This is a genomic window from Vibrio sp. DNB22_10_4, from assembly GCF_052879755.1.
Map to the genome: position 1 here is coordinate 106,365 of NZ_JBNNXW010000009.1, position 14,276 is coordinate 120,640.

General features: G+C 46.2%; 13 protein-coding genes. 3 read left to right on the plus strand and 10 right to left on the minus strand.

The annotated features are described in order from the left end of the window. Positions 1-53 precede the first annotated feature (53 nt). Together hrpA and ACVA6Q_RS18440 are read left to right on the plus strand one after the other, a co-directional pair. Positions 54-3,974 carry an ATP-dependent RNA helicase HrpA gene (gene hrpA, locus ACVA6Q_RS18435; RefSeq protein ID WP_446648492.1) on the plus strand — a complete coding sequence of 1,307 codons (3,921 nt, stop codon included), beginning with the start codon at positions 54-56 and terminating at the stop codon, positions 3,972-3,974. A gap of 173 nt (positions 3,975-4,147) precedes the next feature. Beyond that, positions 4,148-4,666 carry a porin family protein gene (locus ACVA6Q_RS18440; protein WP_418642211.1) on the plus strand — a complete coding sequence of 173 codons (519 nt, stop codon included), beginning with the start codon at positions 4,148-4,150 and terminating at the stop codon, positions 4,664-4,666. A 64-nt stretch (positions 4,667-4,730) separates the two neighbouring features. Here ACVA6Q_RS18440 and ACVA6Q_RS18445 read toward each other — a convergent pair whose 3' ends face one another. Beyond that, positions 4,731-6,212 (minus strand): carboxypeptidase M32, encoded by a 1,482-nt coding sequence (locus ACVA6Q_RS18445; RefSeq protein WP_446648493.1) that lies wholly within the window; start codon positions 6,210-6,212, stop codon positions 4,731-4,733. A 151-nt stretch (positions 6,213-6,363) separates the two neighbouring features. Here ACVA6Q_RS18445 and ACVA6Q_RS18450 point away from each other — a divergent pair, with 151 nt between their 5' ends. Continuing rightward, on the plus strand, positions 6,364-6,999 hold the full coding sequence (locus ACVA6Q_RS18450) for a LysE family translocator (RefSeq protein WP_446648494.1): 636 nt from the start codon (positions 6,364-6,366) through the stop codon (positions 6,997-6,999). Between the two features lie 14 nt (positions 7,000-7,013). Here the strand turns inward: ACVA6Q_RS18450 and ACVA6Q_RS18455 are convergent, their stop codons facing one another. From ACVA6Q_RS18455 to ACVA6Q_RS18495, 9 genes are all read right to left on the minus strand, one after another. Then, on the minus strand, positions 7,014-7,280 hold the full coding sequence (locus ACVA6Q_RS18455; protein WP_429759563.1) for a hypothetical protein: 267 nt from the start codon (positions 7,278-7,280) through the stop codon (positions 7,014-7,016). Positions 7,281-7,362: 82 nt separating this feature from the next. After that, entirely contained in the window at positions 7,363-8,109 is a 747-nt protein-coding gene (locus ACVA6Q_RS18460; RefSeq protein WP_446648495.1) for an alpha/beta fold hydrolase, read from the minus strand. Beyond that, positions 8,091-9,107 (minus strand): DUF2817 domain-containing protein, encoded by a 1,017-nt coding sequence (locus ACVA6Q_RS18465; protein WP_446648496.1) that lies wholly within the window; start codon positions 9,105-9,107, stop codon positions 8,091-8,093. The genes ACVA6Q_RS18460 and ACVA6Q_RS18465 overlap by 19 nt, the downstream gene beginning before the upstream one ends. Positions 9,108-9,247: 140 nt before the next feature. Further along, entirely contained in the window at positions 9,248-9,523 is a 276-nt protein-coding gene (locus tag ACVA6Q_RS18470; RefSeq protein WP_353496213.1) for a DUF2960 domain-containing protein, read from the minus strand. 41 nt (positions 9,524-9,564) lie between these two features. Beyond that, complete coding sequence (locus tag ACVA6Q_RS18475) at positions 9,565-11,337, minus strand: bifunctional molybdopterin-guanine dinucleotide biosynthesis adaptor protein MobB/molybdopterin molybdotransferase MoeA (protein WP_446648534.1); 1,773 nt, start codon at positions 11,335-11,337, stop codon at positions 9,565-9,567. A gap of 16 nt (positions 11,338-11,353) precedes the next feature. Beyond that, positions 11,354-11,947 (minus strand): molybdenum cofactor guanylyltransferase MobA, encoded by a 594-nt coding sequence (mobA, locus tag ACVA6Q_RS18480; RefSeq protein ID WP_446648497.1) that lies wholly within the window; start codon positions 11,945-11,947, stop codon positions 11,354-11,356. Further along, on the minus strand, positions 11,925-12,647 hold the full coding sequence (locus tag ACVA6Q_RS18485; protein WP_446648498.1) for an energy-coupling factor ABC transporter ATP-binding protein: 723 nt from the start codon (positions 12,645-12,647) through the stop codon (positions 11,925-11,927). The genes mobA and ACVA6Q_RS18485 overlap by 23 nt, the downstream gene beginning before the upstream one ends. A 102-nt stretch (positions 12,648-12,749) precedes the next feature. Next, complete coding sequence (locus tag ACVA6Q_RS18490; protein ID WP_353496210.1) at positions 12,750-13,448, minus strand: ABC transporter permease; 699 nt, start codon at positions 13,446-13,448, stop codon at positions 12,750-12,752. Then, positions 13,448-14,239 (minus strand): substrate-binding domain-containing protein, encoded by a 792-nt coding sequence (locus ACVA6Q_RS18495; protein ID WP_446648535.1) that lies wholly within the window; start codon positions 14,237-14,239, stop codon positions 13,448-13,450. Before ACVA6Q_RS18495 ends, ACVA6Q_RS18490 begins: the two co-directional genes overlap by 1 nt. Positions 14,240-14,276 lie beyond the last annotated feature (37 nt).

Below are 14,276 nucleotides of genomic sequence, written 5' to 3' on the forward strand. Positions count from 1 at the left end.
TAGCTGTGCTACAATCGCGCCAGTTTTAAATAAGAAAAATAGCAGGGAATGTTTTGACTTCCTCACAACAATCAAATCAGCCAGCCAAGGCTCAAGCGAACAACGCTCAGTCACTGAAAAAAGCATTAAAAGACTGCATGATCCGCGACCGTTTTCGCCTGAGTAAACGTATTGCTGGCGCAGCAAAAATTAAGAAGCCTGAGGCTCAAGCCGCCGTATTCGATGAAATCGCCGTAGATATCGCAAAATCGATGATGGAAGGTGAGCAGCGCGCCAATCAATCAAAACACATCGAGTACCCCGAGTTACTTCCGGTCAGTCAAAAGAAAGACGACATTGCCAAAGCAATTGAAGAAAACCAAGTGGTTATCGTTGCTGGTGAAACGGGGTCAGGTAAGACAACTCAGCTGCCAAAAATCTGCTCAGAGCTTGGGCGCGGCAAATTTGGCCTAATTGGCCATACGCAGCCAAGGCGCCTTGCTGCACGCTCGGTAGCGAACCGTATAGCCGAAGAGATGGAAACCTCTTTGGGTGAGTTTGTTGGTTATAAAGTACGATTCAACGATCAGATTTCTGACAACACCCAAATTAAGTTGATGACAGACGGTATCTTACTGGCTGAGATCCAGCACGACCGTTTCTTAAATCAATACGACACCATCATTATCGATGAAGCGCACGAGCGCAGTCTAAACATTGATTTTATTCTTGGTTACTTGCGTGAATTACTGCCAAAGCGTCCCGATCTGAAGGTAATCATCACTTCTGCGACCATCGACCCAGAGCGCTTTTCAAAGCACTTTAACAACGCACCAATTATCGAAGTGTCGGGTCGAACCTATCCAGTGGATACCCGCTACCGTCCATTGCGTGGCGATGACGATACCGATCGTGATCAGCTAGAGGGTATTTTTGAAGCGGTTGATGAACTGTGTGATGAAGGGCTGGGTGATATCCTAATCTTCATGAACGGTGAACGTGAAATTCGTGATACTGCGGATGCGCTGAGTAAACGTAATCTTCGTGATACCGAAATCGTGCCTTTGTATGCGCGCCTATCGGCCGGTGAGCAAAATAAAATCTTCCAGCCTCATGCGGGTCGTCGTATTGTTCTCGCCACTAACGTCGCTGAAACGTCATTGACCGTACCTGGCATCAAATACGTTATTGACCCGGGTACTGCGCGTATCAGTCGCTATAGCTATCGTACTAAGGTTCAGCGTCTACCGATTGAGCCAGTGTCGCAAGCGAGTGCGAACCAGCGTAAAGGTCGTTGTGGTCGTGTTGAAGAAGGCATCTGTATTCGTTTGTACTCTGAGGAAGACTTTGAATCGCGTCCAGAGTTTACTGATCCAGAAATCCTACGAACCAACTTGGCATCGGTTATCCTTCAAATGACGGCGTTAGGTCTTGGCGATATTGAAGCGTTCCCATTCGTTGAAGCACCAGATAAACGCAACATCCAAGACGGTGTGCGTCTTCTTGAAGAGCTAGGTGCTATTAACGATAAAGCCAAAGATCCCAAAAAACGCCTGACAGCAATTGGTCGTCAGCTAGCGCGCCTACCCATTGACCCACGACTTGCTCGTATGGTGATTGAAGCACCGCGTCTTGGTTGTTTGAAAGAAGTGATGGTGATTGCATCGGCGCTATCTATTCAAGACCCACGCGAACGTCCAAGCGATAAACAGCAATCTTCTGATGACAAGCATCGCCGTTTTTTCGACAAGGAGTCTGACTTCTTAACGTTTGTGAATGTATGGGATTACATCCAAAAGCAGCAAAAAACGCTGTCTGGAAACCAGTTCCGCAAGCAATGTAAACAGGATTTTCTGAACTACTTGCGCGTTCGTGAATGGCAGGACGTTTATTTCCAAATTCATCAAGCAATGCGTGAAATGGATGCCAAGCTCAATCAAGAGCCAGGCAACTACCAAGCTGTTCACAGTGCACTTCTTGTTGGATTGTTATCGCATATTGGTGTCAAAGACCAAGAGAAAAACGAGTATCAAGGTGCACGTAACGCTCGTTTCCATATTTTCCCTGCTTCTGGTTTGTTTAAGAAGCAACCGAAATGGATCATGTCGGCAGAGCTGGTGGAAACGTCCAAGCTTTGGGGTCGTATTATTGCCAAGATCCAACCAGAATGGATTGAGCCGGTCGCTAAGCATCTAATCAAGCGTAGTTACAGTGAGCCACATTGGTCGAAAAAACGTGCTGCGGTCATGGCACACGAAAAAGTGATGCTTTATGGGGTACCGATTGTTCCTAAACGCTTAGTCAGCTACGGTGCCATCGATCCAGTAATTAGTCGTGAGTTGTTTGTTCGCAGTGCCTTAGTAGAAGGCGATTGGGAAACCAAGCACGCATTCTTTAAGCAAAATCGAAAACTGCTCCAAGAAGTCGAAGAATTAGAGCACAAATCACGTCGCCGCGACATCTTGGTCGATGATGATGAACTGTTTGAATTCTACGATCAGCGTGTTGGAACGGAGGTCGTGTCCGGTAAACACTTTGATACTTGGTGGAAGAAAGCAAGTCAGCAAAACAAAGAGCTCCTTAATTTTGAAAAAGAGATGCTGTTTAAGGGCGATGCTAGCCACGTTACGGACTTAGATTATCCGAACTTCTGGCACCAAGGTGGTTTCAAACTGAAGTTAAGCTATCAGTTTGAGCCGGGCGAAGATAACGATGGTGTGACCGTACATATCCCACTTCCAATTTTGAACCAGATTGACCAAGATGGTTTTGATTGGCAGATCCCAGGTTTGCGTCATGAATTGATAGTAAGTCTTATCAAAGCGCTACCAAAAACGCTGCGTAAGAACTTTGTACCGGCACCAAACTATGCCGATGCCTTCCTAGCACGCGCTACGCCGATGGAAGCTCCGCTACTCGATTCGCTGGAAAAAGAGCTACGTCGAATGACGGGTGTTGAAGTGCTTCGTGATGATTGGAAACTTGACCAGTTACCTGAACACCTGCGCATTACATTCCGCGCAGTGGATCATCGCAATCGTAAGCTGAAAGAGAATCGGAATCTTTATGAGCTGAAAGAAAGCTTGAAAGATAAAGTCCAAGCCACACTGTCTAAAGTGGCTGATGATGATATTGAGCAGCAAGGCCTGCACACGTGGAGTTTTGGTGAACTACCAAAAGTGTATTCTCAGAAACGTGGTGGTTTTGATGTCAAAGCATACCCAGCGCTGGTGGATAACAAAGACAGCGTTGAGATTAAGCTGTTTGAGACCGAGGTAGAACAAGAGCAGGTCATGATAGAAGGTCAGCGTCGACTTCTGCTGCTTAACGTACCTTCTCCGATTAAATACTTGCACACCAACTTACCGAACAAATCTAAGCTGGGTTTGTATTTTAACCCTTACGGTAAAGTGTTAGACTTAATTGATGACTGTATAGCGTGCGGTATAGACAAGCTCATTGAAGGACAGGGTGGTCTTGTCTGGGATGCTGACAAGTTCGAGCAGTTAAAAGAGCACGTAAGAGGCGAATTAGGTGACACGGTAGTTGATATTGCCAAGCAGGTTGAAACCATTCTTACCACGGCGTTTACTATCAACAAAAAGCTTAAGGGCCGCGTTGACTTGACAATGGCCTTCGCACTTTCCGACATTAAAGCTCAGGTTGAGGGTTTGATCTTCAAAGGCTTTGCAACGGAGTGTGGCTGGAAACGTCTGCCAGATATTCTTCGCTACCTTAAAGCCATTGAAAAACGCATGGAAAAGCTACCGATCGATCCAAACCGAGACCGCATGCACATGCTAAAAGTGGAATCAGTAACACAGGATTACAAAGAGCTGCTTAACAAGATCCCGAAAGGCATGAAAATACCGGAAAACGTCAAAGAGATCCGTTGGATGCTCGAAGAGCTGCGTGTCAGTTATTTCGCTCAGCAACTTGGTACGCCATACCCAGTGTCGGATAAACGGGTGTTGAACGCTATTGACGCCTGTTGACCGATATTTACTGGGTTAGCTTCAAGAATTTTGATCTATGTCTCTGAGAAACCGTCAGGTTTTACCAAAAATTAAAACGGATGAGTTTCTCAAGAGATATAGTGTGTGATATATAAAGCTCCGCGGTGGCTTTGATTGGATTCGCCGCATTCTATTAAACAAGAAGGTTACAAATGAAAAAGACACTTTTAGCGCTTGCGCTTGTTGGTGCCTCAACGTCTGCGTTTGCAGATGCTTGGTTGTATGGTGGTGTTTCTGCAGGTCGTGCAGACTACAATGGAAACAGCGACACGCCAATGGGTTTCCATGTGGGTACTGGTATCCTACCTATCATCGGTGTTGAAGGTGGTTACTGGAAGCACGGTAACTACGACATGACTGCAAGCAACGGTAGCTCAGGCTATGCTGAGCTTGGCTCATGGTATGCGGCACTTAAGCCGAGTATTGATATCGGCCCAATCCAGCTATACGCAAAAGGTGGTTTCCACTACTACAACGCGGATTACAAAGGCAACCTTAATGGCAGTGATAGCGGTACAGACTTCATGTACGGTGTAGGTGCAGAATACTTCGTAACAGATATGCTTTCTGTGGGCGCAAGCTGGCAGCGTTTCAACGGCATTAAAACGTCGTTCTCAAACGATAAAGATCTAGACAGCTTCACCATCAACGCAACGCTTCATATTTTCTAAGCGTTACTAAACGTGGTTAAGGTGTACAAAGGCGACAGTAATGTCGCCTTTGTTGTATGTGGCATTACAGATAACGGCTTCTCAAATGTGATTGGAAGTGCGCTGCATTCAGCGTTTCACCTGTTGCTTGCTTCACGAGCTCTTCTGTTGATAGTGAACTACCTTTTGACCAAATATTGTCACTTAACCAAGTGAAAATTGGGTTTAGGTCACCGCTCTTAATCGCTTCATCGACATTAACGGTTTGCTTCATTGCTGCCATAAACTGAGCCGCATACATAGCGCCAAGCGTGTAGGACGGGAAGTAACCGAAGGCGCCATCTGTCCAGTGAATGTCTTGCATGCAGCCATCTTTGAAGTTGCCTTTGGTCGATAAACTAAGGTACTGCTGCATTTTTTGATCCCACAGTTCTGGGATATCTTTGTATGATATCTTACCGTTCATAAGATCACGTTCAATCTCATAGCGTAGGATAACGTGAGCAGGGTAGGTTAGCTCATCGGCGTCGACGCGGATGTAGCCCGGTTGAACTCGAGTGTAGATTTTTTGCAGGTTACTTGGTTCAAACACCTTAGCGTCATTGGAAGCGAAATGCTTCTGTGCCAAAGGCGATAGATGGTGAATAAAACCGTCGCTACGACCTAACTGCATTTCAAAAAACAGCGATTGGGATTCATGAATACCCATTGAGCGCGCTTCACCAACGGGTAAGCCTGCGTAGGCGGTTGGTAGGCCTTGTTCATATCGAGCATGACCTGTTTCGTGGACAATACCCATTAAAGATTGAACAAAATCAGACTCATCATATCTGGTAGTTATGCGCACGTCTTGCGGTACCCCGCCGCAGAATGGGTGTGAACTGATATCAAGGCGGCCGTGCTCAAAATCAAAGTTCAGCAGCTTCATTATCTCTAAGCCGAGTGCGTTCTGCTGAGCGGTCGAGTAACTTTCTTGTGTGGTATAAACTGACTCAGACTTTTGCTTTTCAATGACTTGTTGGGTCAGATCTGGCAACCATGAGATGAGGTCGCCAAATAATGCATCGAGCTGAGCAGAGTTCACTCCAGGCTCATAGATGTCGAGCATTGCATCATAAGGTGTTAGGCCGGCTTGTTCAGCGCGAATTTGCGCTTCTTGTTGAGACAGGTTCACAACCTCTTCGAAGTTTGAACAAAAGCCGCTCCAGTCATTCTCGCCGCGCTGAGTGCGCCACGCATGCTCACACTTAGAGCCCGCTAGTGATTTAGCTTTGACAAGATCTTCAGGGACTACTGTCGTTAAACGCCACTGTCGTTTCATTTCAGAAAGGCTGGCCTTTTGCATTGCATCAAGGGAGTCGGATTCAACTCTATCAAACCATTCGCCAAGCTGTGGAGCAGTGGATAGCTGGTGGATGTGCAACGACAGCTGAGCCATCGCTTCCGAACGAGCTTGGTTACCACCAGAGGGCATCATCGCCGCGGCATCCCAACCACAAATAGCCGAAAGGTGGCCAAAATTAGCAATCGTTTTATAGTGTTCAACCAGTTTATTGTAGTATTCCATGTCTGTGACCTATCGTATGAACGAGGGCTATACGTTAACATTAACAATGAGTTGCGAAAAGGTTAATGCTATATAATGCTTAAAAGACATTCGCTTTTTGCGGCGAGTTGAAGCAGAATCAGGTAATTGTCCTAGAACACAGTTATTAACTATGCACATTCAAAACTTCGAAGCGTTTATTGTCGCTATCACTATCCTCACATTGACTCCAGGACTAGACACTGCGTTAGTGATTCGAAACACAACACGTGGTGGTTTCCAAGATGGCGCCGTTACGAGCTTAGGGATTTGCCTAGGACTGTTTGTCCATGCGACGTTTTCTGCACTCGGCATTTCGGTTGTTTTAACTCAATCTGCAGAGCTGTTTTCAGTGGTTAAAGCAATCGGTGCGGCCTACCTGATTTGGCTAGGGCTTTCTAGTTTGCGTTCATTTAGACACGGAACGTCTATGGCCGTCGAACAATCGGTAGTGAACAAAGTCTCTGGTAAACGTTCTCTCCGTGAAGGTTTCCTATCTAATGTGCTAAACCCTAAAACCGCCGTGTTTTATCTCGCCTTTCTCCCACAATTTATTAACCCAGAATTTTCTCCATTCGCACAATCGATGTTAATGGCGACGATCCATTTTGTTATTGCTATGCTTTGGCAGTGCGGGTTGTCTGGGATGTTAAATTCGGCTAAATCTCTGCTAAAGAGTTCGAAATTTACGCAATGGATGGAGGCGACTACCGGCGTTGTCTTGATTGGACTGGGCGTGAAACTGCTGATGGAGGAGCCTGTGGTCTAACGTGGCTCTAAGTATTAACTCGAACGGGTTTCTATCGCTCGTTGCAGTGAGCGCTGGGTGGTATTCAATTTGTGTACGGTGACTGACGATGCTTTTAATATGTATCGATCAAAGCACTGATAATACTCCGCTCCGTCATTAAGCTGTTTGCAAAAATCACGCGCTTGCTGGTTGTGGTAGTGAAGATCTGCTTCCGAAGCGAACTCGTTATGAGTGGCGCAGCCAGACAAAGTTAAAAGTAAACTTGCAGCTAGAGCGAAAGTAACTGGGGTTTTAATCATCGTGATCCGGTAGTCGTTCAACATTTAATGCATAGTAGCGATTCAATGAGAATTTAGTTGCCTTTTTGCGCCACAAGTTCCATTAGAGTTTCAATTTTTTTAGCCATTGATACAAATAGTCGGCAAGTTCGTTGGGTGAATCGGCCGGTAGATCATGAGCATCACTATAAAATGAACGATGGTGGACATTCCAATTACTGGCAACAGCTTGCCCGGCTCGGCTACGCACTAACTTATCATGCTTACTGGTAATAACCTGAGTAGGACAGGATGGAGGTTGATTAGGACCGACAAACTTAGCTGCCGCTATCAACTGACGCAGAGCATTGCTAAAACGAACCGGGTGCTTGCTGTTTAGAGCGAGGTGGTAGGCCAAAATACTTGGGTTTGTGACATGATCAGGAAAGGTGACATCTAGAATCGCTTTTTCAAAGGTATCTCGACCGCGAAGCCTTGCGCTCAACAGTTTTGGAATAGCTCGGAGATTAAAGCGTTCATGGATTGGACTGTATCGGGCAAAGCTTGGATTGATGAGTGTTAAACTGGCAACCTTATCGCTATCTAAATGCGCCCAATGAGAAGCCAACATGGATCCCATGGATATGGCGACAACGTGATAGCGTTCGAACTGTTTGGGTAGTTGCTCAAGCAAAGGGTCAAGCATCTGCTCTATTTTCATTGGGCTTGTCTGTTGATGTAAACAGCCATTTCCCGGTACATTAGGCGTTACGATGAGTAGCTCGTCGTCAAGGCGCTTTAATGCATCCACCATTAAATGCCAGTGGCCTGCTTCACGTAGTAAACCTCTCACTAATACGATGGGTACCATAATTTTTTTGCCTTTTTCGTCAGCATCAGACGGTCATTGTCATTTACCTGTGTTAACAACTCATTATACAAAACTTGCATTAAATAGCTTAGAAGTGTGCTGTGTCTTCTTTGTACGCGCTTAATTCGGTGTGGCTTAGTGGGATGAAATAATTGGCTAAAGCTCAGCAATTGCATTGGGTTCTTTTTAACCCAGAGCCAAGACCCCAGCTCTAATGTGAGTGGGACGAACGGCGAAGTCGATTGTTGATAGTGGCGTAAGTACATCCAGTCCCAAAAGTCGCCATGCGTAGTGTATTGGTGCCATTGAGGTTCAAACTGATACAGCTCGTAATGCGGGAAGCTTTTGCGAAACTGTGAGTAAATTAAATAGAACTGATGCAGTGTTTCTGGCGGACGGTTGTGGTGGGCAAATGGAAACCACAATCGATCTCGGGTTCCAAAGCCACTATGTAAATCGAGCACTATAGTTGATGACGCGGACTGTGTGGTCTTTAGAATGCTGCTTGAAACGGCGATTAGCTCTTGCTCCATTTTGGCACTGTTCCCTCGATACCAAGGCAGCTTTGGGCTAATGCTTTGACCTGCATACAGTTGGTAGCGAGGGTTACTGGCATTGATAGGAGCATTGCGCATTAGATCCACACCACGATGATTGGAGCGCGTTTTTAGTGCGACGCCCCAGGGATTCACTACGGGCACGGTGAGGATACGAATTTTATTGAGTGTATCATTCAACTGGCTGTCCCATTGTCGACGTTTTAGCAGGCTTCTAATGAACGCCAAGATGATTTGGCTACCAATACGCTCGACTCCATGGATCGATCCAGTGAGGATCAAGCATGGTGCAGTGGGGTGACTTGAGCCAAGAGAAAGCTGCTGTATTGGCATCTCAAAACCTTGATGCTCAATGTGAGTTAGCGTTGAGAGTGATAGTTCAGAGTAGCGCTCGGCATATTCATGGATATGACCTAGCTCTCTTGGAGTTGCAGCAAACATGATTCGTTAAATACCACGCATTTCATGACCTTAGTTTGAGTTTAGCGTGGCAAAACAAAGAGTGTCGTGAAGGATTTATGACGGATAAAAAAACACCGAGCTTCAGCTCGGTGTTTGGATGTTTTCGAATAGAGTGCTTTTTAGGTGTCTTGTCTTGGCTTTTTGCCTAAACCAAAGTTTTCTTTCTGCATCAGCGTGATCTTACCAAAACCAAGCTTTCTAAAGTGGTTGTCACGATAGTTGCGAACCGCTTTAGTGTCAGAGATGGCTTCAATCTGTTGCTCCATCTTTAGAAACTCTGTCAGGTCGATACCTTCTGCTTCAGCGACAGCCTCATGGATGTTGCGATGTTGCTGGTAAGAAAACAGCAGAGTTTTCTCTTCGTTTTTGTATTCATAAATGATGGTACGAGCCATAAGGTTTACCTATTAAAATTGCTACCTGACAAATCTAAGCGCTAGATTCTGCCTTGAAGCGGGATGATTGTCACGCTTTCACCCGGTTTTACTGTATCGATATGCGGGGCGATTTCGATCAAACAGTTCGCCTCACTCATTGAACGCAGAATTCCAGAGCCTTGTTTACCGGTTGTTTTAACGCTCAACTGACCTGTAAGACTATCGATTTCGTAAACCCCACGGCTGAACTCTGTGCGACCCTGACGTGAACGCAGAGATTCTGTCGCGATTGCCGGTACCTTAAGAGGTTCAAAGTTCAGTACACCTTGCATTTTCTTAATGGCTGGCTCAACAAAGTTAATGAACGACACCATGACCGCAACAGGATTACCAGGAAGACCAAAGAATGGCACATCACTGATATCACCAAATGCAAGCGGGCGACCTGGACGCATATTAATACGCCAGAAATCGACACTGCCACGTTTCTCTAAAACATTTTTGATGAAGTCGGCATCTCCCACGGAGACGCCACCGGACGTAATAATAAGATCAGCACTCTTGCTCGCTTCAACAATGGCTTGCTCCATAACGGCTTCGTTATCTTCTAGAATACCTAGGTCAACGATCTCACAACCAAGCTTATGAAGCATGGCCATAATGGTGTAGCGGTTCGAGTCATAAATCGAGTTGGCGTTAAGGGGCGTACCTGGTGCTTGCACTTCATCCCCAGTCGAGAATACGGCAACGCGCAGTGCACGTTTTACCTTAACGGCATTCATGCCTAAAGACGCAATCATACCCATCTCTGGTGCTTGTACTAATGTCCCGGTGGTAAATACGGATTGACCTACCGCCAAATCTTCACCCGCTTGGCGAACATTTTGTCCCAATTTAATTGAGGCATTAGCAAAACCAACGCGCTCGCCGTCTACAATCGCTTGCTCACGCATGACCACGGTATCAGCGCCTTCCGGCATAGGTGCGCCTGTCATTATTTGGGCAGCTTGGCCTTTAGTCAGAGTTTTGTCGTAACCGTGCCCAGCCATAATGCTCGCTACTACATCAAATTGCTCATGAGCAATGTCTTCGCCCCGAATAGCGTAACCATCCATCGCCGAGTTGGTGTAAGCCGGAACATTGATAGGCGAGCTGATATCTTCGGACAGTACGCGACCGTATGCGCGTTCCAGTGTAATCGTTTCTGTCGCATCAATAGGAGATATGGCTTCTAGTATCTTTTGCTGTCCCTGCACAACAGATAGAAATGCAGGGGAAAGTGTATCGCAACAAGCAGCAGCGACTGGTGAACTTGCATTCCGCGATGTCACATAATCTAAGATGAACTGTTTGATAGCATCGAGATCATTGATGCTCATGGTTGGGATTGCTACATCAAGCTCACTATCAGAAGCGATTGCGATAATATTGTCATCGCTTGGGTGTAGCCAAGGTTTTCCAACTTCTTGGCGGTTCAACTCAATTTTCGGAAAAGCGATATTTTTACAGCCTTCGACCAAAATAAGGTCGAGTGCTTGATGGTCAAATCGCGATAGCAAGTGTTCAAAATCCGCTTCAGCATCGGGTGTTTCAGTCATAAGCGCGTGACGGTTGCGAGATGAAATCAGCATCTGGCTCGCCCCAGCTTTTCTCAAGCGGTAGCTGTCTTTACCTGGCTTATCGACATCAAAATTGTGGTGAGCATGTTTTAATACACCGATGCGCAGGCCAGTTTCTGTTAGCTTTGGCAGCAAGGCTTCAAGTAACGTGGTTTTACCGGTACCACTGTAGGCTGCAAAACCGAGAAGGGGAACATTGTTGGTAGACTTAATGGTCATAGTGCGCTCTTTAATGATGATCGTTTGATGTCGCAAGTTTCGCCAATTCTTCCGGCGTGTTGAGATTCACAAAACACTCGGGGCTGTCTGAGAAGTCGACATAGTCGGTGTGGCATTCTTTGTAGAGTAAGATGATTTTGCGATCGCCACGTTCCAAAAAGGCTTCTAGTTTTGGAAGCACACGTTTATGGAACATAGTGAATACAGGTTGATGAAAATCGCCGTCGTGAGCGACTAGGATGTCGGATTGCTCCGTCACAGATTGGCAGAATCGCTCTACGACCGCAGCATCAATAAAGGGACTGTCACAAGGTACAAAACCAACCCAATCTGAGTTTGAATTTTTAAGTCCGGCATGTATGCCACCCAACGGACCGGGATAATCAGGATACGAGTCGCTAATGACGGGGGCGTATTGTTGATAACGCTCTTGGTTTCGATTGGCATTGATAGTGATGTCACTGGTTTGCGCGTTAAGGCGCTCCATCACATGTTCAATAAGCGGCTTCCCATTGAACTCAATTAATCCTTTGTCATTGCCACCCATACGAGAAGCTTGACCACCAGCAAGAATAACCCAACTAGTCTGAGTTGGATGCAACATAAATACTCTCTTTATCTTTCTGTTTTTTATCGATGATTTGAAGCAGCGGTGATTCTATCAAGGTGCAGTCTTTAATCCACCATTGTTTTCGACACAAGCGGGTGAGGGCGTTGGTTTGGTGGCTGGTCACCACGATGCTAGAACCATGTTCCAATAGGTCTTGTGCCATAAAGACCAAGCGCTCAATCGACTCTTGATCGAGAGAGGCGCTGGGTTCATCCATCAGCAATATAGACGGTTTTAATACCCACGCTCTTGCCATCGCAACCCGTTGCTTTTCACCACCAGACAATACAGAGACATGCTCATCCGCTAACGTCTCTAAACCAACGAGTCGCAACGCAGAAATCACTTCAGCGCGCTTATCGTGAATGTCGATGCGTTTGTGCTTAATACCATAGACGACGTTCTGATAGACAGTGCCATCAAACAGATAGGGAGACTGATGAAGATAGGTAACATCCTTGCGGCCAGAACCACTAAATAGTCGTGAAACAATTGACTGACTGCGTGGTTCAATAGTGCCGGAAGTCGGCTTAAGAAGTCCGGCAAGAATTTTTAGTAGAGTGGTTTTACCAACGCCGTTATCACCTTTTAGGTACACAGCTTCATTAGGGCCGATAGTGAGACTGGGAATATGAAAAAGGACACGATCTTTAAACCGCATCGAAACCTGCTTTGCTTTTAATTGTATTGTCATTGTTGTCCCTTAAGCAGTGTCTTGGGTTAATTATAGTTTGGGTATCAAAAACTGACGTTTTTCCTGAGAGGCAAAGTCAGGCTTGTATATATAGAGAATTTTCTAGGATCGAAGTACGCCTTTACCTCGCATCGAAGACAGTAGGAAGTTGAGCACTAAAGCCAATACGAGCAGAACGATGCCAAGAGCAACACCTTGAGCAAATGCGCCTTTATGACTTTCCATCGCGATAGCCGTTGGGATGTTTCTTGTGAGCCCCATAATATTGCCACCCACCATCATTGAGCAGCCGACTTCGGTCACTATGCGTGAAAATCCTGCAACGACCGCTGCCATGAGTGGAAATCGCGACTCCCAAATCAAGGTCATGAGGGTGCGAAAACGTGATACGCCAAGCGTGACCGAAGTTTCAAGTGCGCGTTTATCGGTACTTTGCAGTGCGCCGTGCATCATAGAAACCAACACAGGGAAGCAAATTAAGATCTGTCCAACGATCATCGCTCGCTGTGTAAACAACATTTCCCAATCACCCAGTGGTCCAGAACGAGATAGCAGCATATACAGCAGAAGACCGATCACCACCGTTGGGATTGCTTGCATGGTATTTACTAGGGATAACAAAAACCACTTACCCGGAAAGTTGGTGTAAGCCAAAAAGTAGGAAGCGATTATCGCAGGCAACACGACGAGAGAGACCGCAGAGATAGATACACTGAACGAGACAGCCACAATGCGCCACAGGTCTCTGTCTAGGCTAAATAGGAGGCTTAACGCCTCCATTGTTGTTTCAGTAATGCTCATTAACTGTTGTTTTTCTCAGCATCAGCGACAAACAGTTGTTCGCCCATTTTGCGGTAGTTATTGATCATCGATTGTCCCTTCTCTGACACCAGCCAGTCGCTGAGTGCGCGAGCACCTTTAGTATTGAGGGTAGGGTAACGCTCTGGGTTGACGACGATAACCTGGTAAGGGTTGAACAATTGCTTATCACCTTGGAAAAGGACGGTTAATTCAAGTTTAGCTTGATAAGCGAGCCAGGTACCACGATCGGTCATGGTGTAGCCTTGCATTTCTGACGCCATATTGAGTGTTGGCCCCATACCTTGGCCTACAGAGCGATAGCCGCCAAAGTCTGGTTCAATCTTGGCTTGTTTCCAAATCTGCAGCTCTTTCTTGTGTGTGCCTGAGTCATCACCGCGTGAAATGAAAATCGCGTTGGTTTTGGCAATATGGTCAAAGACTTCTTCAATGCTTTTTTGGTCGTGAACGTCTGCTGGATCTTTCTCTGGACCCACAATCACAAAATCGTTGTACATGACACTGCGAGGTTCAATGCCAAAGCCTGACTCGACAAAGCTCGCTTCTGCTTTGGGAGCGTGGGTCATCACGACATCTACATCGCCATTTTCACCCATTTTGAGTGATTTCCCTGTACCCGCGGCGATGATATCCACTTGGTAACCGGTCTCTTGGGTAAATTCCGGCAATAGGTAATCGAGCAGTCCTGAGTGATACGTACTCGTGGTGGTAGCAAGGCGGACTCGGGATTGTTCGCCATTGTCTGCATAAGCCGAAACAGACAGTGTTGCCATTGATACTGCAGTCACTATTAATTGAGGAGCCTTCAAA